The sequence below is a fragment of the Caballeronia sp. GAWG2-1 genome (assembly GCF_023631405.1).
Classification (GTDB): domain Bacteria; phylum Pseudomonadota; class Gammaproteobacteria; order Burkholderiales; family Burkholderiaceae; genus Caballeronia.
Window position 1 is genome coordinate 47,497 of record NZ_JALQDD010000026.1, and the last position, 17,895, is coordinate 65,391.

At 62.6% G+C, this 17,895-nt stretch carries 19 protein-coding genes; 12 read left to right on the forward strand and 7 right to left on the reverse strand.

The features are described 5' to 3' along the window. Positions 1-14: 14 nt before the first annotated feature. Genes NCR98_RS15430 through NCR98_RS15440 form a run of 3 tightly spaced genes read left to right on the forward strand, consistent with a single transcriptional unit; the run spans position 15 to position 4,709 of the window. Positions 15-1,244, forward strand: a complete 1,230-nt coding sequence (locus NCR98_RS15430) for an HlyD family secretion protein (protein WP_244828543.1) — start codon at positions 15-17, stop codon at positions 1,242-1,244. Positions 1,245-1,246: 2 nt separating this feature from the next. After that, positions 1,247-3,367, forward strand: coding sequence for a peptidase domain-containing ABC transporter (locus NCR98_RS15435; protein ID WP_250510278.1), 2,121 nt, complete (start codon positions 1,247-1,249; stop codon positions 3,365-3,367). Beyond that, a complete protein-coding gene (locus tag NCR98_RS15440; RefSeq protein WP_250526595.1) occupies positions 3,360-4,709 on the forward strand; it encodes a TolC family outer membrane protein in 1,350 nt (449 codons plus the stop codon). Before NCR98_RS15435 ends, NCR98_RS15440 begins: the two co-directional genes overlap by 8 nt. Here NCR98_RS15440 and NCR98_RS15445 read toward each other — a convergent pair. Beyond that, on the reverse strand, positions 4,706-5,278 hold the full coding sequence (locus NCR98_RS15445) for a TetR/AcrR family transcriptional regulator (protein ID WP_250466706.1): 573 nt from the start codon (positions 5,276-5,278) through the stop codon (positions 4,706-4,708). The two genes, NCR98_RS15440 and NCR98_RS15445, sit on opposite strands and share 4 nt — an antisense overlap. A gap of 80 nt (positions 5,279-5,358) precedes the next feature. Between NCR98_RS15445 and NCR98_RS15450 the strand changes: the two genes are divergently transcribed. Next, on the forward strand, positions 5,359-5,853 hold the full coding sequence (locus NCR98_RS15450) for a nuclear transport factor 2 family protein (RefSeq protein ID WP_250526596.1): 495 nt from the start codon (positions 5,359-5,361) through the stop codon (positions 5,851-5,853). Positions 5,854-5,866: 13 nt separating this feature from the next. On the opposite strand, the gene NCR98_RS15455 is transcribed toward NCR98_RS15450, so the two are convergent. Next, positions 5,867-6,889, reverse strand: a complete 1,023-nt coding sequence (locus tag NCR98_RS15455; protein ID WP_250466709.1) for a transporter — start codon at positions 6,887-6,889, stop codon at positions 5,867-5,869. Positions 6,890-7,136: 247 nt separating this feature from the next. On the opposite strand from NCR98_RS15455, the gene NCR98_RS15460 reads away from it, so the two are divergent. The 3 genes from NCR98_RS15460 (at position 7,137) to NCR98_RS15470 (ending at position 8,590) form a co-directional block, all read left to right on the forward strand. Next, complete coding sequence (locus tag NCR98_RS15460) at positions 7,137-7,460, forward strand: hypothetical protein (RefSeq protein WP_244828535.1); 324 nt, start codon at positions 7,137-7,139, stop codon at positions 7,458-7,460. An 82-nt stretch (positions 7,461-7,542) separates the two neighbouring features. After that, on the forward strand, positions 7,543-7,989 hold the full coding sequence (locus NCR98_RS15465; RefSeq protein ID WP_250466710.1) for a response regulator: 447 nt from the start codon (positions 7,543-7,545) through the stop codon (positions 7,987-7,989). Positions 7,990-8,311: 322 nt separating this feature from the next. Next, the gene (locus tag NCR98_RS15470; protein WP_244828532.1) at positions 8,312-8,590 is read left to right on the forward strand and encodes a hypothetical protein; all 279 of its coding nucleotides are present in this window, start codon (positions 8,312-8,314) and stop codon (positions 8,588-8,590) included. Positions 8,591-8,726: 136 nt separating this feature from the next. Here NCR98_RS15470 and NCR98_RS15475 read toward each other — a convergent pair whose 3' ends face one another. Then, entirely contained in the window at positions 8,727-9,686 is a 960-nt protein-coding gene (locus tag NCR98_RS15475) for a chemotaxis protein (protein ID WP_244828531.1), read from the reverse strand. Between the two features lie 355 nt (positions 9,687-10,041). Between NCR98_RS15475 and NCR98_RS15480 the strand changes: the two genes are divergently transcribed. From NCR98_RS15480 to NCR98_RS15490, 3 genes are all read left to right on the forward strand, one after another. Continuing rightward, positions 10,042-10,485 (forward strand): CBS domain-containing protein, encoded by a 444-nt coding sequence (locus NCR98_RS15480; RefSeq protein WP_250466713.1) that lies wholly within the window; start codon positions 10,042-10,044, stop codon positions 10,483-10,485. A 191-nt stretch (positions 10,486-10,676) separates the two neighbouring features. Next, the gene (locus NCR98_RS15485) at positions 10,677-11,687 is read left to right on the forward strand and encodes a diacylglycerol/lipid kinase family protein (protein ID WP_250526597.1); all 1,011 of its coding nucleotides are present in this window, start codon (positions 10,677-10,679) and stop codon (positions 11,685-11,687) included. Further along, a complete protein-coding gene (locus NCR98_RS15490) occupies positions 11,684-12,526 on the forward strand; it encodes a metallophosphoesterase family protein (RefSeq protein WP_250526598.1) in 843 nt (280 codons plus the stop codon). Before NCR98_RS15485 ends, NCR98_RS15490 begins: the two co-directional genes overlap by 4 nt. Before the next feature lie 42 nt (positions 12,527-12,568). On the opposite strand, the gene NCR98_RS15495 is transcribed toward NCR98_RS15490, so the two are convergent. Further along, complete coding sequence (locus NCR98_RS15495; RefSeq protein ID WP_244828521.1) at positions 12,569-12,976, reverse strand: PPC domain-containing DNA-binding protein; 408 nt, start codon at positions 12,974-12,976, stop codon at positions 12,569-12,571. Positions 12,977-13,108: 132 nt separating this feature from the next. Here NCR98_RS15495 and NCR98_RS15500 point away from each other — a divergent pair, with 132 nt between their 5' ends. Next, complete coding sequence (locus NCR98_RS15500) at positions 13,109-13,498, forward strand: MAPEG family protein (RefSeq protein ID WP_250526599.1); 390 nt, start codon at positions 13,109-13,111, stop codon at positions 13,496-13,498. A 39-nt stretch (positions 13,499-13,537) separates the two neighbouring features. Next, positions 13,538-14,224, forward strand: a complete 687-nt coding sequence (locus NCR98_RS15505) for an alpha/beta hydrolase (protein WP_250466718.1) — start codon at positions 13,538-13,540, stop codon at positions 14,222-14,224. A gap of 115 nt (positions 14,225-14,339) precedes the next feature. Here the strand turns inward: NCR98_RS15505 and NCR98_RS15510 are convergent, their stop codons facing one another. From NCR98_RS15510 to NCR98_RS15520, 3 genes are all read right to left on the reverse strand, one after another. Continuing rightward, positions 14,340-15,299, reverse strand: coding sequence for a nucleoside hydrolase (locus NCR98_RS15510; RefSeq protein WP_250526600.1), 960 nt, complete (start codon positions 15,297-15,299; stop codon positions 14,340-14,342). Continuing rightward, a complete protein-coding gene (locus tag NCR98_RS15515; protein WP_244828515.1) occupies positions 15,296-17,335 on the reverse strand; it encodes an ATP-binding response regulator in 2,040 nt (679 codons plus the stop codon). The genes NCR98_RS15510 and NCR98_RS15515 overlap by 4 nt, the downstream gene beginning before the upstream one ends. Before the next feature lie 334 nt (positions 17,336-17,669). Next, entirely contained in the window at positions 17,670-17,828 is a 159-nt protein-coding gene (locus NCR98_RS15520) for a hypothetical protein (RefSeq protein WP_244828514.1), read from the reverse strand. Between the last annotated feature and the right edge of the window lie 67 nt (positions 17,829-17,895).

The window sequence follows — 17,895 nt, forward strand, 5'->3', positions numbered from 1 at the left end:
CAGCCTTCATTCTCATGCAGCCGACCGATCTTCCCGAATTCAAAGACGTCCCGTGGCGATGGATAGCCTACGCGACGTCCATTTTTACTGTCGCCGCCGTCGCTTTCGCGTTCTTCCATCAGGTCGAACTGAAACAGGATGTCAGTGGCGAAGTCATGTCTCCGTCCGAGGTCAAGATTCAAGGCCTGAGTGGACTGGTGTCGGGCATCTACGCGCGCACGGACGAAAAGGTGCAGCCCGGCACGCCGCTCTTTCGGCTGCAGCGGGATTTCTCGCTGACGACAGACGGACGTCGCCGACAAGTATTCGACGAGCAAATGCGCGATGACCAGATTCGCTCCATCGACGCGCAGTACAACGAGCGCCGCATCCAGTTGAATGCGCAGCGCGAATCGGCGCGCCTGACAGCAGTGAGCCGCCGCGCCGAGCTTGGGGCGCTCAACGCGCAGATCGCGCAGAACAATCAACTGGTCGGCGAGTTCCAGCAGCGGCTGGCGCGTCTGGATTCGGTGGCGGATTACGTTGCCGCCGACAAGGTTGAACAGGCTCGCGCGGATGTTCATCAGGGCAAGGCGACGGCCGCGCAAAGCGTCGCGCGTCAGCAGCAACTGGCGGGCGAAGTCAGCGCGTCGAGCAGCACGCAAGCCGATCTCGAAGCGCAATTGCGCGGCCTCGACGCGCAACATGAGCGCGACGTGCAAGACGTGCGCACGCGCTTCGAACGCGAACGTCAGGACGCGACCGTGTCCGCGCCGAAGGGCGGCACGGTCACGTTTTCGGGCCTCGTCGCGGGCCGCATGTTGACGACGGCCGACGTGGCGATGGTCATCGCGACAGACGAGAGCGGGCCCTTGCGCGCCGCGTTGAGCATTCCTTCTCGGCGTCGCGGTTTCGTGCGCGAAGGCCAGATCGTGCGGCTCAAGTTCGATGCATTCCCGTACGCCAAGTTCGGCACGTACGAGGCGCGCATCGACTCCATCTCCGGCACCACCGTGCTGCCAGCGAGCCCGCCCAGTCCACCCGGCACACCAGGCGCGCCCGATCCGACCGAACAGACGGATAGCTCGAAAGAAGGCGAAGGCGATTACCTCGCATGGGCCACGCTGCGCGGCAATACCTTCGACTTCGAGGGACAGCATTTCAAGATTTTGCCGGGGATGCGGGCGACGGCGAGCATCGTCGTCGAGCGAAGGACGATTGCCGAATGGGTGCTGGCGCCCTTGTTCCGAATGCTGAGAGGTTGATGGTGCGGGTTATTTATCAGAATGAAGTGGCCGAATGCGGCTATGCGTGTCTGGCCATGGTGCTGTCGCATCTCGGCCGGGCGACCGAAGTACGCGAGTTGTCGAGCTACAAGCCCATTTCGGCGAACGGGCTGAGCTTGATGGACCTGTACGATGTCGCCACCGATTTCGGCCTTGCAGTGCAGGCATACCGGTTCGATCCCAACGATCTCTCGCAGGTCAAGAGGGGCTCGCTCATGCATTTCGGCGGCTCGCACTTCGTGGTGTTCGAAAAGGCGAGTCACGGCTACGTGCGCGTGCTCGATCCGGCAAGCGGCCGCCGGCGTATCTCGATGGACACGTTCCGCTCCGCCGTCTCCGGCTTTCTGCTGGAGTTCGCGCCCACGCCGCAAATGCCGCGCATCCGCGCGAAATCGCGCGTGCCCGCAGCGTTGAAGCGCGTGCGCGCACTGAATCCGGACCTCACGGCGCTCATCGCCAAGGTGCTGTTCGTCGCGCTCGGCAGTCAGTTCGCCATTCTCGCCGCGCCTTACTTCGGCAATCTGGTGCTCGACTACGTGGTCGCCGCGGACAATCGCAACTTGCTGAACGTGCTGATCATGACGTTCGCAAGCATCTTCGTGCTTGGCGCGCTGAGCGAATTCGTGCAGAAGTATCTGACCGAATTGCTCTACAACGTCACGCAGATCAACATGACCGAGGGGCTGATCGGCCATTTGCTGCGCAATCCCATGTCATGGTTCGAGAAGCGTCACGTCGGCGACGTCTTCGCGCGCGTGAAGGCGCAGGACGAGATCAGCGTGTTCGCGACGCGCTCCGCCATTTCCTTGCATATCGACCTGGCAGTCGGCGCACTCGCGCTCGTGCTCATGTTCATTCAGAGCCGCCAGCTTGCCGTGGTCGCGCTCGTCGTTTTCGCCGTGTATGTGGCGGTTGCGCTCAGCATGTTCGCGGCCATGCGCGACAATCACGCGCTCGTACTCGAAACCTCGGCCCGTTGCGACGACTCGCTGATCGAGACCATCCGCGCGGCTTCGCTGCTCAAGCTCGCGCAAGGCGAGACCCGCCGCACGGCCATCTATATGACCGTCTACAAGGCTTATGCAGCGGCGCTTCTCAAGAGCAGCCGGCTGACCTGCACGCGCGACGGCATGCTCAAACTCGTCAATTATGCCGATACCATCATCATCACGTATCTGGCGGCGCGTCTCATGCTGGGCGGCAAGGTGTCGGTCGGCGTGTTCTATTCGTTTCTGATCTACAAGTCGCTGATGTCGGAGCGCTTTGCGAGCGCCATCAACGCGATGTTCCAATACTTCATGCTGAGCGTGCCGACCGCGCGGGTGGACGACATCGCCGAGAACGAGAACGAACGCTATACGCCGCTCGCGGATGCGCAGCGTGCCACCGAAGTGCGTCATTTCGAGCGTATCGACGTGCGCGATGTGACGTTCAGCTATGGCATTTCGGACCAACCGGTTCTGAAGAACGCGAGCTTCGAAGTGCGCAAGGGTGACAAGATCGTCATCACGGGGCCGTCGGGTAGCGGCAAGTCCACGCTCTTCAAGTTACTGTCGGCGGCCGAGCCGTTGCAGGAAGGGCATATCGCGCTCAACGACATCGCCTGGCCGAATCTCGCCGTCGATGAAATCCGCCGGCATCAGGCGCATATGCGTCAGGGCGACATCATCCTGCACGGATCGATCGCGGACAACATCACGCTCTTCACGGGCCAGGCGGACGAGGAGCGCATCCACAAGCTGCTCGACGACGTCGGCTTGTTACCCGACATCATGCGTTTGCCAATGCGAACGCGCACTGTCATCAGCGACACCATCGCGAATATTTCAGCGGGGCAGCGGCAGCGTCTGTTGCTGGCGCGCGCGCTCTATCAAAATCGAGAGCTATTGCTACTCGACGAACCGACCTCGAATCTCGATCCTGCATCGGTGAAGCATATCGCCGGGTTGTTGCGCAATCTCGATCGCACCGTCGTCGTGATTACGCACGATATGTCGCTGGCTTCGGCTTTCGATACGCGCTATCGCTTCGAGGATGGTGGACTCGTGCGCGAAGGCCAAGCGCCTGTGGTTGCGACGCCGGAAGAAGAAGCTCATGCATAAATCGTTGAAGCGCAGCTTGCTGCTCGGTATGTTGATACACGCGTCGTTCGCCCATGCCGACGATCTCATGGCGGTCGTTCAACAAACGCTCGGTCACGACGCCGAATTCGCGCAGGCGCGCGCAAGCTACGAGGCCGCGAAGCAAGCGGTGCCGATCGCGCGCGCCGCATTGCTGCCGCAAGTCGGAGGCGGCTGGGGACGCGCGTATAACCGCATCGTCATGGACGGCTTTCCGCGTCAGGACTATTGGCAGAACGGCTGGATGGTGACCGTCTCGCAACCGCTCTTCGACTGGAGCAAGTGGACCGCGTATCGTCAGGCGGATTTCACGGTGGCGCAAGGCGCGGTGGACTTCGCGGGGGCGCAACAGGCGTCGATCCTTCGCGCGGTGCAGGCTTATTTCGATGAACTCGCCGCGGAAGACGAGCAGAAGCGCACGGCGGACTATCTCGCGGCCATCGACTTGCAGCTCGATCAGGTGCGTCGCAAGCGGGCGGCGGGTGAGGCCACGCTCATCGACCAGCGAGAAGCCGACACCGCGCGCGAACAAGCCCAATTGCAGCAGGCGGATGCGCAGGAAGATGTATCGACGAAACGTCGCGTGGTCGAGCAAGTCACCGGCCAGCCGTTCTCGGCGTTGCTTGCGTTGCCCCCAGGCATGACCTTGCCCGCCCTTTCCGACGGCGAAGAGTCGTGGACCGAGCAGGCGAAGGCGTCGAACTATTCGGTACAGTCGAAGCAACTCGGCTGGGAGATCGCGAAGTTCGATACCGCGAAGGCGCGCGCCGCGCATTACCCCGTTGCAAGCATTACGGGCACTTATCAGCCAGCGGGCGCTGCATCCGGCTACTCACGGCCTACGACTACCACCACGGCCATGTTTCAGGTGCAGATACCGCTGTTCTCGGGCGGCGAGGTTCAGGCGCGCGTGAAGCAGACGCTCGCGCTCGCGGACAAGGAGGAGCAGGCGTATCTGCTGGCATCCAGGCAAGCAGAAGCGTCCGCGCGCGACAACTTCGCTCGCTATACACGTCAACGGATTCGGGTGGATTCGCTCACGCATCTCGTGCAATCCTCGCGAGACACGCTGGATGCCACGCAGATCGGCTACAAGGTCGGCAGCCGTTCGGGCACGGATGTGCTTCGATCCATCGACGCGCTTTACACCGCGCGCCGCGATCTGCTGCGCTCTCGCTACGATGCCATCGTCGCATTCCTGAAACTGAAGGCCGATGTCGCGACCTTGAGCACGAACGATATCGAGGCCATGAACGCGAAGTTGTGTTGCAGCGCGCAGACGGCGCTCACGGAATCGGCGAAAGCGAGCGGCGGGTCGTTCTAGTCCGCGCTCGCTCCGCGTTTCACCGCTCGCACCACGCGTGCGAGCGCCTTCAATGCATCGGCGGGGGAGTCGGCGAATTGCGCGGCGACTATGGCGCCATCCACGGCGAGCGCCAGCGCTTGTGCATCGGCCTTGGCTGTGCGCGATGCCGGCATGAGTGCGCGAATTGCCGCTGTCATATCCTGCTTGTGCCGCCGCGCGATATCCACGGCCGGCGGCAACGTGCCGCCCACTTCCACCACCGAATTGATGAACGCGCAGCCGCGATACGTGTCGCCGCCGAACCACTCGGCAAGCGCGGGCACGAGCGCTGAGAGCGAGCCGCCGTGACGCGCGAGCGCGTCGCGAAACCACGTCATCCAGTTCTCGTGACGGAACGCGAGGAACGCGACGATCAGATCGTCCTTGCTCGGAAAATAACGGTAGAACGTTTTCTTCGCGACGCCCGATTCCGCAATCACCCGGTCGATGCCGGTCGCGCGAATGCCGTCGCGATAGAAGAGATCGTGAGCCGTTTGCAGGATGCGCGCGTCGGGCGTGAGTTCCGTGACTTCGGTATGCGTATTCATGCAATCGATTGTAGACAGGTTCGTCTACCTGCGCTAGAGTAGGCCGCAGGTAGACAGACCTGTCTCCCTATATCGACTACATGTCAGAGCGCAAAGGAGAGTTCGCCATGGAAAGCAAACCGCCGTTCCCGCCGTTCACCGCCGAAACCGCCGTGCAGAAAGTCCGTGCCGCCGAAGATGGCTGGAACACGCGCGACCCGAAGAAAGTCGCACTGGCTTATAGCCAGGACACCCGCTGGCGCAATCGCGCGGAATTCGTCGACGGCCGGGCCGCCGTGGAAGCGTTCCTGCAGCGCAAGTGGGATCGCGAACTGGACTATCGACTCATCAAGGAACTGTGGGCGTATACGGGGAATCGCATTGCCGTGCGTTTCGCTTATGAATGGCACGACGATTCGGGCCACTGGCATCGCAGTTATGGCAACGAGAACTGGGAATTCAACGAGGCGGGTCTCATGACGCACCGCCATGCGTCGATCAACGACTTGCCGATTCGGGAAGCGGATCGCAAATATCATTGGCCGCTCGGACGCAGGCCGGGCGACCATCCCGGCCTGAGCGATCTCGGCTTTTAACACGCGCGTACGCTCACATGTTGCGACGGCGGCGAAACGCCCACCATCCCGCGAGCACGGTAAAGCTCGCGACGATCAACACGAGCAGCCAGAAGCCGTGATGATTTTCCGCGAGCGGAATGCCGCCCACATTCATGCCGAAGAAACCCGCGACGATATTGATCGGCAACGCGAGCACGGTCACGAGCGTCAGCGTGAACAGCGTGCGATTGCTCTGCTCGTCCATGCGCGTCGCGATCTCTTCCTGCAAGAGCTTGATGCGCTCGACGAGTCCCGCGAGATCGTTGAGCACGAGCGAAAATTCCTCGGTGGCGTCGCGCAATTCCTGAATGTCCTGCGCGTGCAGCCAGCGCGGCGGACGCGCAAGCAGCCGGAATACCGAGCCCGGTTCCGGCGCGAGCAGGCGTTGCAGCCTGACGAGCACGCGTCGCAACGCGCCGAGATCCGAACGGCTCGTGGGCGAATGCAGCGACAGAAAGCGGTCTTCTATGCCGTCCACTTCCACGCTCGTGCGCCGCACGATCTGCACGAGCAATTCCGCCTGATCGCGCAGCAGATGCGCGAGTAATTCCGCGGGCGAACGAAACAGCTCGCCACGTCGCACCGATTCGCGCAGGGAGTCAACGGAACGCAGCGGCTTCATGCGCGCGGTGACGAGAATCTTGTGATGCGTATACGCCCACAAGGTGGCGATCTCGGACGGCGTCAGTTCGAAGTTGAAGATCACATCGTTGATGACGGCGAACAACGCGCCTTCCTTATGCTCGATGCGCGTCGAGTGCGAACCTTCGCTGAGCGTCTCGAAGAATGTGTCGGGAAGGCCGAGCCGCGTGCGCATCCAGCGTTCGCACGCGCTATTGGCCAGATCGAAGTGCAGCCAGATGAATTCCTTCGACGTATCGTCGCGGGCGAGCCAAGCGCTCGCGGTGTCGGCGTCGATGGCAACGCCCGGCTGGTCGAGATGAAACCGGAAGCCGCAGACGAGGCCGGAGAAGTCGGAGCCGTAGGACGGTCTATGCAGGGTAGCGGGATTCATGCGGGCGGTCGGTGGCAGTGGCTAAACGGCGTCATCGATATCGACTGGCGTGACAGGGCGGCAGGCGTTAGTGTGCCATTGCTCGCGCGTCTGTCGAATGGGGCGCGCGAGCCAGGTTCTTCATACCCGTGCAAATATGGCTGTCACAAAGCGGGCGTATCATGGCGCAACGCAAGAAGGGCGCGGCGCGCCCTCGCATCGGACGATATCGACGCGAATCATTTGCCCAAACTGGGGAGAGGCAAGAGTGGACGACCGTGATGAACTGGATGGCGATACGCAAACCACGGCAGCAGGCGTGGTCCGGCTGGCTTCGGTGATCGCTGTTCTCGTGCGCGAAGGCGCGGTGGATACGCGCTTTGGCGGCAAGCTTTTCAAGCGGATCGACAAGGAAGCCCGGCGCGTGGCGGAAAACGAAGAAGCGGAGCGGGACGCGGTTTTCGCGGCGCTCGGCGAACTCGATCTGGCCTTGCGTCAGCACGACGCCGCATCGCTCGTGGAAGCAAACGCGCGCCTGCGTGACCGCGAAGAAGTGGTCGCGGGCAAGCGTCGCAAAAGCAAAAAAGACTGACCGCGCACGCCGAGAAGCGGCGGCGCGCGTCTCTGGTCCGAAACCTGCTGGCTGTTCGGCAAAATGAATTTGCCGGATTGCCATGCCTCTGACTTCGCTGACCTCGTCTTCTCAACCGTGTTCGCTGTGGACCAACCGCAGCGTCGACGTCGACCGTAAGCAATGGCGCATTCTCATCGTGGATGACAACGCCACGAGCGCCGAGGCACTCTCTGCCGCCTTTCTCGCCGATGGCTTCGAGACGCGCGTCGCGCTCGGCGGCCTCGAGGCGCTGCATGCGGTGGATCGTTGGAGCCCGCACATCGTCATTCTCGATATCACCATGCCCGAGCACGACGGTTTTGCCACCGCCCGTGTCTTGCGCCGCGTGGCTCAGACGCGCGACGCCGGGATCATTGCGTTTACCGCGCTCGGTGAAGAACTCGTCAGGACGCAAGGGCTTCACGCCGGTTTCGACGGTTATTGCCAGAAGGGCAGTTCGCCGGCCGCGCTCGTACGGCTCATCGAAAAGCTCGTGCAGGTGCATTGAGAGATAACGCCGGAAATCAGCCCGAGTTACCCGTCTATTGCACGCTCGTGCGATAAATAATCGTTTTGCCCCCGCTAAACAAAGCTCGCGCCGCTGCTGGACTGCATCGTCCGCAAACCCTTATCCGAAAAGGCTGCTCAGAACTTAAGCACAATCGTGCTGCCAGCGATTGTTGGTTCAGCGTGAAAAGTGTATTGAAAGATATCGAGATAAAAAAACGATAGTAGGGGTATACACTGCATTTCATCGACGTAGCAGACAGTTTCTCGCAAGACCGCTGCGGCGCTTTCTGATTGAACGTCAACCGTCTTTGGAGCTCACCATGAAACGCAATCTTATCGCTACTCTCTTGATCGCCGCTTCCGCCACGCTCGCAGCACCCGCATTTGCAAGCGGCTACGGCCCGGCTCCGTTCTACCGTCCGGCAGTCGGCGCGCCGAGCTCGCAACAAGGCCCGAGCGCACAAACCATTGCTGCTGAAGAAGCGGCTCATGGCGACAACCGCGCTTTCGGCGGTTCGCGTGACTCGCTGGCTCAATCGGGCAATCGTGCGCAAGCCAACGGCGACAACAACGCAAACTCGGTTTTCTTCGGTCACTGATCGAAGCAGTCCGGCCGGATTATCATTCGGCTAAACGGACTGACCAGTACGCAATAAGCAAAGAAAACGGCGCCCGGAGAAACAGACTCACAAGGTCTGTTATCTCGGGCGCCGATTTCGTTTGATCGCTCGGTTTTCAGGCCGCGTTGGCCAATGCGCCGCGCATGACGGTTGCGAGTTCGGAAGCCTCGAACTTCGACACATACGCATTCGCTCCGACTTTGCGAACGTGCTGCTCGTTCGCGGAACCCGAAAGCGACGAGTGGATCACCACCGGAATATGCTGCAAACCGGATTCCGCCTTGATCCGTCGCGTGAGCGTGAAGCCGTCCATTTCCGGCATTTCCAGGTCCGTCAGCACGAGCGCGATCTGATCCGACACTTCCGTGCCGTCCTTCTGCGCCTTTCTGAGCGCCGATTCCAGCACGTCCCACGCTTCCTGACCGGTCTTGGTCATGACGAAGGGCACGCCCATCGCGGTGAGGCTCTGTCCGATGAGCGAGCGCGCCACGCCCGAGTCGTCCGCGGCGAGCACGCGCGCGCCGGGCTTGAGCCGCAGGCGGCCGGTGCTTTCCTCGGTGATATCCGATTCCTGCCCCGGCAGCACTTCCCGCACGATGCGCTCGACATCCAGCACTTGCGCAAGACGCGATCCGTCGACGTTGCCGTCCAGCCGCGCGAAGCTCGTTACCGTGCTGCCGCCCGAATGCGATTCCGCCGACAGCACCTGATTCCACTCCAGCCGCACGATGTCATCGACTTCCTCGACCGCGAAGCCCTGCGTGGTACGCGCGAACTCGGTGACGAGCAGGATCTTCGGACCGTTTTTCGGCCGGCATCCGGTGATGCGCGCCAGATCGATCACGGGAATGATCTGCCCGCGAATGTCGGCGACGCCGAGAATTTCCGCGCTCGATCCCGCGACGGCGGTGATCGTCGGCATCGCGAGAATCTCGCGCACCTTGAACACGTTGATGCCGTAGAGCTCGCGCTGTTCCGAACCCGGCGCCTCGCCGAGCCTGAACAGAAGCAGCTCGAACATGTTGCTGCCCGCGAGCCGCACGCGCTGCTCGATATCCTGTTGTGAACTGCTCACCTTTGTCATCTCCATGAGCGGCGCCTCATTGCGCCGCTTGATGCGCGCATCGCGGCGCGCGTGTCTGATTAGCGGCAAGAATCGACAAAACTGAAGGCGACGCGCCTTGCGCGCGCAAACGCAAGTCCAGCGGGCTCGCACAAATATGCGAGCGGACGGGCGCATATCCGCGAGCCGGGGTTGATCTATACTTTTTCCACGGTCGGACTTTCGCCGATGCAGCCGGTCACTTTTAAGCCCGCGCTACATGTCGCACGACGAACTGCCTCGCCCGTTACGCGCAACATCGGTTCCGCACAACAAAAGCGCGTGTTCATCGGCCGGTGAGCCGCGCGAAGCCAGACGGAGGCGCTCGATGGCAACAGTCGCACAGGTACTCAGTTCCAAACCCGATCAGACGGTCATCACGATCGCGGCAACTGCATCGGTCTACGATGCAATCAGATTGATGGCCGACCGCCATATCGGCGCGGTGATCGTCACGGAGAACGAGGAGATCGTCGGGATCGTGACCGAGCGCGACTATGCGCGCAAGGTCGTGCTGATGGACCGTTCGTCCAAGCAGACGCCGGTGCGCGACATCATGACCTCGCACGTGCGTTACGTCCGCCCCGACCAGACCACGGACGACTGCATGGCGCTCATGACGGAAAAGCGCATGCGCCATTTGCCGGTGATCGACGACGGTAAGCTGACCGGCATGATTTCCATCGGGGACTTGGTGAAGAACATCATCTCCGAGCAGCAGTTCACCATTCAGCAGCTCGAGTACTACATTCGCGGCGGCGAACATACCTGATCTGCCTTGAGCGATGGCGCACGCCTTACGCGTGCGTCTCGTCATGCAGCTGTAAGCATTTTGTTATGATTCGGCAGATACTCGCCGGGCTTCGTTGCGTGCGTGTCGGCGGGACGTGGCGTCTTAAGCGCGCTTCCACGGCACGTCGGCGGCCAGGCGGGACGAATCGCACGATGCCAGGAGCGCTGCCGATGACCCCGACCGCCACACCCGTCATACCCGCCGAACCTGCTCGAGGCGCGGAACAAGGGCAGACACTTGCGCCGCACGCGCCGTTTTTTATCGTGATGAACGCGGGATCGGGCCGCAAGCAGGCCGACGAAACCCGCGCCGTGCTGGACCGCGAACTTGGCGCGGCGGGTCGGCGCTTCGAAATGTGCGTCGTCGATGACCCCGGCCGTCTGCCCGCCGCCGCGCGCGAGGCGGCACAACTGGCGTTCGATCAAGGCGGCGTGCTGGTCGGTGCCGGTGGCGACGGCACGCTATGCGCCGTGGCGGAAGCGGCGCTTACGCGCGGCGTGCCATTCGCGGTGCTGCCGCGCGGCACGTTCAATTACTTCAGTCGCGATCACGGTATTCCCGCCGATCTCGAGCTTTCCACCCGCCTGTTGCTCGAAGCGCGCGTATTTCCCGCGCAGGTGGGCTACGTGAACGGCCAGATGTTCATCGTCAATGCGAGTCTCGGGCTTTATCCCAAGCTGCTGGAAGATCGCGAAACCTACAAGCAGCAATTTGGCCGCAGCCGTCTGGTCGCGCTGTGGTCCGCGCTCAACACGCTATTGCGGCGGCATCGGCATTTGCGGCTGCATATCGAGCATGAAGGGCAAGTGCGCGACATCCGTTCATCGACGCTCTTCGTCGGCAACAACCGGCTGCAACTCGAACAGATCGGCATGGCCGAAGCCAGCGCACTGGAACATGGCTTGCTCGTCGCCATTGCGCCGCGTCCGGTCGGGCGGCTCGCGCATCTGTTCCTGTCCTTGCGCGGCGCGGCAGGGCGGCTATCCGACTCCGATCACGTGACGAGTTTCACATTCGAGCGCATTACGGTGACGCATCCGTCCGGACGACGCCGTCGCGTGAAGATCGCAACCGATGGCGAAGTGGCGTGGCTGCAGATGCCGCTGGAATTCCGCGTTTCCGACAAGCCATTGCTGCTGCTCAAACCCGAGCCGGCCGTGGCCGAAGCCAATCGCTCATGAACGTTTTGCTGCAAATATCCGATCCGCATTTCGGCACCGAACGCCCGACGGTGGTGGCGGCGCTCTTGCGGCTTTCCGATGCCATCTCGCCCGATTTAGTCGTCGTCTCGGGCGACATCACGCAGCGCGCGCGGCGTTATCAGTTCGCGCTGGCGGGCGCCTTCTTCGATGCCCTCGGCACGCGGCCCCGGCTCGTCATTCCCGGCAATCACGACATTCCGCTCTTCAATCCGCTCGCGCGGCTTTTTCGTCCGTATGCGAATCATCAGCGCGTGTTCGGCGCGGAGCTCGAGCCGTCGTTCGAATCGGACACGCTGCTCGTGCTCGGCGTGAACACCACGCGTCCGTTCCGACACAAGGACGGCGAAATTTCGATGCAACAGGTCAAACGCGTTTCCGCGCGGCTCGAAGCGGCAAGCGCGACGCAATTGCGCGTGGTGGTCACGCATCAGCCGGTCGCGGTCACGCGCGCGAAAGACGAGGCCAACCTTCTGCATGGACACGAGCGCGCCGTGCAGCGCTGGGCGCGCGCGGGCGCCGATCTCATTCTCGGCGGCCATATTCATCTGCCCTACGTGTTGCCGCTGCACGATACCTTCGCCGGCCTGCCGCGCAAGCTGTGGGCGGTGCAGGCGGGCACGGCGCTGTCCCGGCGCACGCGCGGGACCATCGACAATTCGGTGAACGTGATTCGCTACGACGGGTCTTCGGGTACGCGCAGCACGACCGTCGAGCGCTGGGACTATGTGGAAACGAGCGAGCGCTTCGAGCTGATCGCGCGTCACGATCTCGCGCTGGATAGCGCCGCCGCCGAACCGGCAACAGTCGCATCCGCCTGATCGACGCTCTTGGAGCGCTTCGTGCTGCTGCAACTCAGGAAGCTATGTACGCCGGATGACGAGTTCCGCGAAACCTGTCGCGGGATCGTGCTCACGCGTGTAGCGTTCGTCCGGCAACTTTGCGATCAGCACTTCCGCCGTCGTGCGCACGATGCATCCCGCCGTGACGTGGCCGCCGAAGACGCGGCCATCGGCATCGGAGATGCTCATGTGCAGATGCGGCCCATCCGCCGATAGCGATCCCGCCAGCGTCAAAATTTCGAGGTCGCCGCGCAGAACGGTTGCCTCGTCGCGCCCGGCATAGCGCAAGGCAGCCACGCTCAAGCTGCCAATGCCTTGCAGGACGAACGCTGCGCCCGCTTCTTGCGCGCTTTTTTGCGAGCGAACTGCGAGATCGAGCGCGAGGCGCAGGTCATCGCCGGGAGAAAGACGCAGGGTAAGCGTGTGCATGGAAGATTCACCGCGAGCGTGAGCGTGAGAACGAGCGTAAGTCGAAGGAATGCCAACAAGCGTACACGTTCGCACGGCCCGATGGCATGATGGACCGTCGCTTGCATCGCCAACAAACCGATTGGAGACGCCATGAGTTTCGAACTGACGATGCTGGCCTGGACGCTCATCCTCGCTCTCGTGCAAGTGCTGCTGCCCGCGTTCTTGCGCAACAAGGAGACGGGCCTCAGATACAACGCCGGTCCGCGCGACGGCCCGGCGCCGCCGCCGCGCAAGCTCACCGGGCGTCTGATGCGAGCGCAATCGAACCTTTTCGAGACCTTGCCGGTCTTCGCTGTCGCGGTGCTGATCGTGCATGTCGCCGGGCGCGAAAATGCGCTTACGCACTATGGCGCGCTCATGTATTTCGTCGCGCGCCTGTGCTACGTGCCGCTTTATGCGGGCGGTGTGCCGTTCGTGCGCTCGCTGGTGTGGCTCATTTCCATCGTGGGTATCGTGTTATTGCTCGTGCCCATCATCTGACGCGTGATTGAACGTGATCGACCTCAAGGGAGTGATTGCATGTCCGCACAACCGTACGATCCATCGGTAGTGGAAGTCGAAACCGCGCCGGACCCCGAGTTCGCGGTGATCCTCATGCACGGACTCGGCGCGGATGCCAACGACTTCGTGCCGCTCGTGCCCGAACTGCGTCTGGCCGATGCCCCCGCCATGCGCTTCGTGTTTCCGAACGCGCCGGAGATTCCCGTAACCGCGAACAACGGCTACGTGATGCGCGCGTGGTACGACATCCTGTCGTTCGAAGGTATCAACCGGCGCGTGGACGAGGCGGGCATCGAGACGTCTGTGGCCTTCGTGCGCGAACTCGTTGCGCAGCAGAACGCGCGCGGCATCGCCTCCGAGCGCATCTTTCTTGCCGGCTTTTCGCAGGGCGGCGCAATGACCTATCAGGCAGGGCTCACGCATCCGGAAAAGCTCGCGGGGCTGATCGTGCTGTCGGGTTATATCCCGTCGAAAGGCTTGATCGATGCCTCGTTCAGCGAGGCGAACCGCGACACGCCGATCTTCGCCGCGCACGGCAGCTTCGACGACGTACTCAACGTGCGGCTAGGCGAGGAAGCCGTGGACTTCGCGCGCGAGCAGGGCTGCACGGTGGAATGGAATACGTATCCGATGCCGCATTCGGTCTGCATGGAGGAAGTGGAAGCACTGCGCGAGTGGCTGGGTGCGCGCTTGCGCGAGGGTTGAAGCGCCGCGTTGGTATGCCCGCCGATCCGCTTCGGCAAGGTGGAAGCCGCAGCGTGTCGGCATTGCCGCGGCGCGCGCCGGTTGCATGAAAGAAGCGGTGCACTAGACAAGCACGTCAGCCGCGCAATGTCCGAGCAAAGAGTTCGAGCACCGCGTCCGCATTGACGCCGATACACGCGTCGCACGATGGCCGCGTGTCCCAATCCGGCGCACTGGCACGCATCGACGTGGGCTTTTGCACAGTCAAACCCGCCGCGATACCTTCGGTCAGCACGCGCACCGGCCCGCTTCTCGTCGTGAACAGTTCGCGCGCGACGACGAAAGCGGCCGCCGAATAATCGTGTGCGTAGATGCCGCGCGTCTCGCCGTCGTTCGCGTGAAAGCGCTCGTAAAAGCGCGAGACGTTCCATACGAATCGGCCGGCATTGCCTGCGCTGTCCCGCACATCGGCGAGAAACGCGTTCGTCATCACGGTTTCATGCGTTACATCGAGCCCGACGATCGACACCTTCCACGGCGCGCCGAAGACGATATCGGCCGCTTCCGGGTCGCCATGGATGTTCGCCTCGGCGGCGGGCGTCACGTTGCCGAGCGCGCCGTTGTAACCGAACGCGCCGCCCATGACGACGACCTCGCGCACGAGCGATGCAATCTCCGGATCGTCTCTTAACGCGAGCGCGAGATTCGTGAGCGGCCCGACCGCGAGCAGCGTGATTTCGCCCGGCTCCGCGCGCACCTTCTCGATGATGAACCGATGTGCCGCGCGCCCGTCCTCCTTCACCGTGACGGCTTCCGTGCGCTCGACGTTGCCGAGCGCATCGTCGCCGTGGATATGCGGAATAGGTTCGGGCGCGGCGCGTTGCAAAGGCGCCGCCGCGCCGCGCACGACCGGCACGTTCGGCGCGAAACGCGATGCAAGATAGAGCGCGTTGGCGGTCGTCGTATGGATATCCGCATTGCCGAACACGCTCGTGATGCCGACGAGTTCGATCCGCGGATGCAACGTCTGAAACACGAGCGCGATAGCGTCGTCGATACCGGGGTCGGTGTCGTAGATGACCTTGTGCACACTCATGCGATGGCTGCCTCGCAAGCGCTCTGGCCGGCTGCTGCGTTCGGCATCAACGCGACCATGCCGCGGCGCAATTCCGCCGGGCTCACGGGCTTGCTCAGCACATCCTGCTCGCACGCGAGCGGTACGATGGTGGCCGACGGTTCGCCCGTCACGACCAGACACGGACACGGACGGCCGAGCCTTGCGGTGCCCAGCATGGCCACTTCGCGCGCGGTCTTGGAGTCGCGCAGGCGGTAGTCGGTGATGATGAGATCCGGGAAGCGCTCGATGTCCGCGAGAATGGTTTCGAACTCGTCGAAGGTCGCGGCGGAGTCGTAAAGCACGCCCCATTGCGAAAGCAGCGCCTCGGTGGATGCGCGCACGAGGCCGTCGTCTTCCACGAGCAGCACGTAGCGCCCGCTCAGCGCCGCCGCTTCGTTCGCCTCGGACAATGCAGGCGCGCGCGTGGACGGCTTGTCGAGCGTCGGTCCGCACTGCGGCATTTCCAGTGAGAAACGCGAACCGCGCCCTTCGGTGGACTTGAGCTCGATGCGGTGTTCGTCCAGCATCGAAATGACCGCATTGACGATAGACAGGCCGAGTCCCAGCCCCTTGTCGCGATCTTGCTCCGGGTTGTCGACCTGGAAGAAGGGCTGGAAGATGGCATCGAAATAATCGGCTGGAATGCCGATGCCGTTATCCAGCACGTCGATGCGCGCCCGCGTCGGCGAGCGCACCACGCCGACGATCACGGTGGGCTTGGCGGTCTTGCTGGCGGTCTTGCTTTGATCGGCGTACTTGATGCCGTTCGAGATCAGATTGGCGATGGCGCGTCCGAGCCAGTGCGCGTCGCTTCTCACGCAGACGACTTCCGACTTCGGCAGCCGCAGCCGCAAGTCGACGCCACGGCTCATGGCGAACGGACGCAATTGTTCGACGGCTTCCTCGATGGTTCGCCGCACGTCGAACACGTGATAGCGCGGCACCACGCGGCCCGATTCGAGCCGCGAGAGATCGAGCACGGCATTCAAGAGCCGCGCCAGAATGATCGACGAGCGCCCGCATTCGTCGATGAGCCGTTCCGCCTGCTCGAACTCGCCGTTGCGGATGGCCTCGGCGGCGGCTTGCAGGAACAGGTTGAGCGCGTGCATTGGCTGGCGCAGATCGTGGGTCGCGGCGGCGAGGAAATTGGACTTCTCGCGGCTCGCGGTTTGCGCGGCGATCATCTGCTGTTCGCGCAACGCGAGCAATGCCGTGGTCTTGTTCTCCTGGTCCTTCCTGGAGATCTCCAACTCGTCGTTCTTGCGCGCGAGCGAGCCGTTCGCGGCGCGCAGTTCGTCGTTGAGCGAGGCGAGCGCGCGCTCGGCGGAAAAGCGTTCGCGCGAGACGCGTTCGGCGTGCACGCAGACGCCGTGGCCGACCACGATCACGTTGAACATATAGAACAGTCCGGCAAAGAAATTCTCCGGATTGAGCAGATGCGCGGTGAGCTGCAGCACCACGATCGACGCCATGGTGACGATGCCCGCCGTCAGCACGACCCGCGAGCGCAGATAGAAGAAGCTGAACTGCACGAAGAGCGCGAGGCACAGCCCCGTGAAATGCTGCGTGTAGTTATAGGGCGAGGGCGTGATCGCGAAGAGCGCGAGGATCAGACACAAGAGCCCGTAGATGCCCGTGAGGATGACCTTCTCGGACATCGCGTGCGAGCGGAACGAGGGCCGCAGGACGAGACAGCATTCGAGAATCAGCAACACGATGCCCGCAAAGCGGATTGCCAGAATGTCGGACAGGCGCCCGTTCAGCGCGCTGTTGCCTTGCGAGAAACTGAAGTCCCACCAGAGGAAGCAGGTCCAGATGACGAGCGCGAGCAGCGCGGATGCGCGCCTGAACGCGCAGAAGCGCTGCGCGTGATCTTCGAGGAATTGCGCTTCCAGCGCGCGGTCGGCGAAAGCGGCCGGAATGGAAAGATTGCGAACGAGACTGAGCCCCGCTTCTCGCGCGGCGGAGAAAATCTCGGGAGTGCGCACACGTTCGGCGCGTTGAGGGACGGCCATCGCTTGTTCGAGTCGCGGTTTCGGGGATATCTACTGTAGGCCAACTTGGTCTTACCAATACGCCTTTTTTTAGGCATCAACCGTTAAAAACGGAAATTAATGCGAGCTTTTGGCGGGCGGACGCTGAAAAAAGATGGCTTTGGACGGCAGCGGCGGGGAAGGAGGAGAGAGTCGACGCGCAAAGCAACCGGTGCATCTCGGAACCGGATCAGTCGAACGGCGAGCCGGGCATGCCTGCTCGCCGTATCGAAGGACAGCCACGACCGATGCCCCCCGCGCGATGACGAGGGCTAACCGTACCGCGCGAGAGTGCGCGATACCGCGCCTCGCGCATTCACGATTTCGGTTTGGCCTTGGTGCTGCGTTTGGCGACCTGCGTTTCCTTGGCGCCCGCTGCCTTGGGCGGCGATGCCTTGGGACCGGCCGTTTTCTTGCGGCTCGACATTTCGGTTTCGGCGGGATTGCTCGCTTGAGCCTTGCGTGGGGATGGCATGATGACCTCCTTCAGTGTGTGTCCAGGACGAACACACTGATAACCATAGGACGCGCATAGCCGGGAA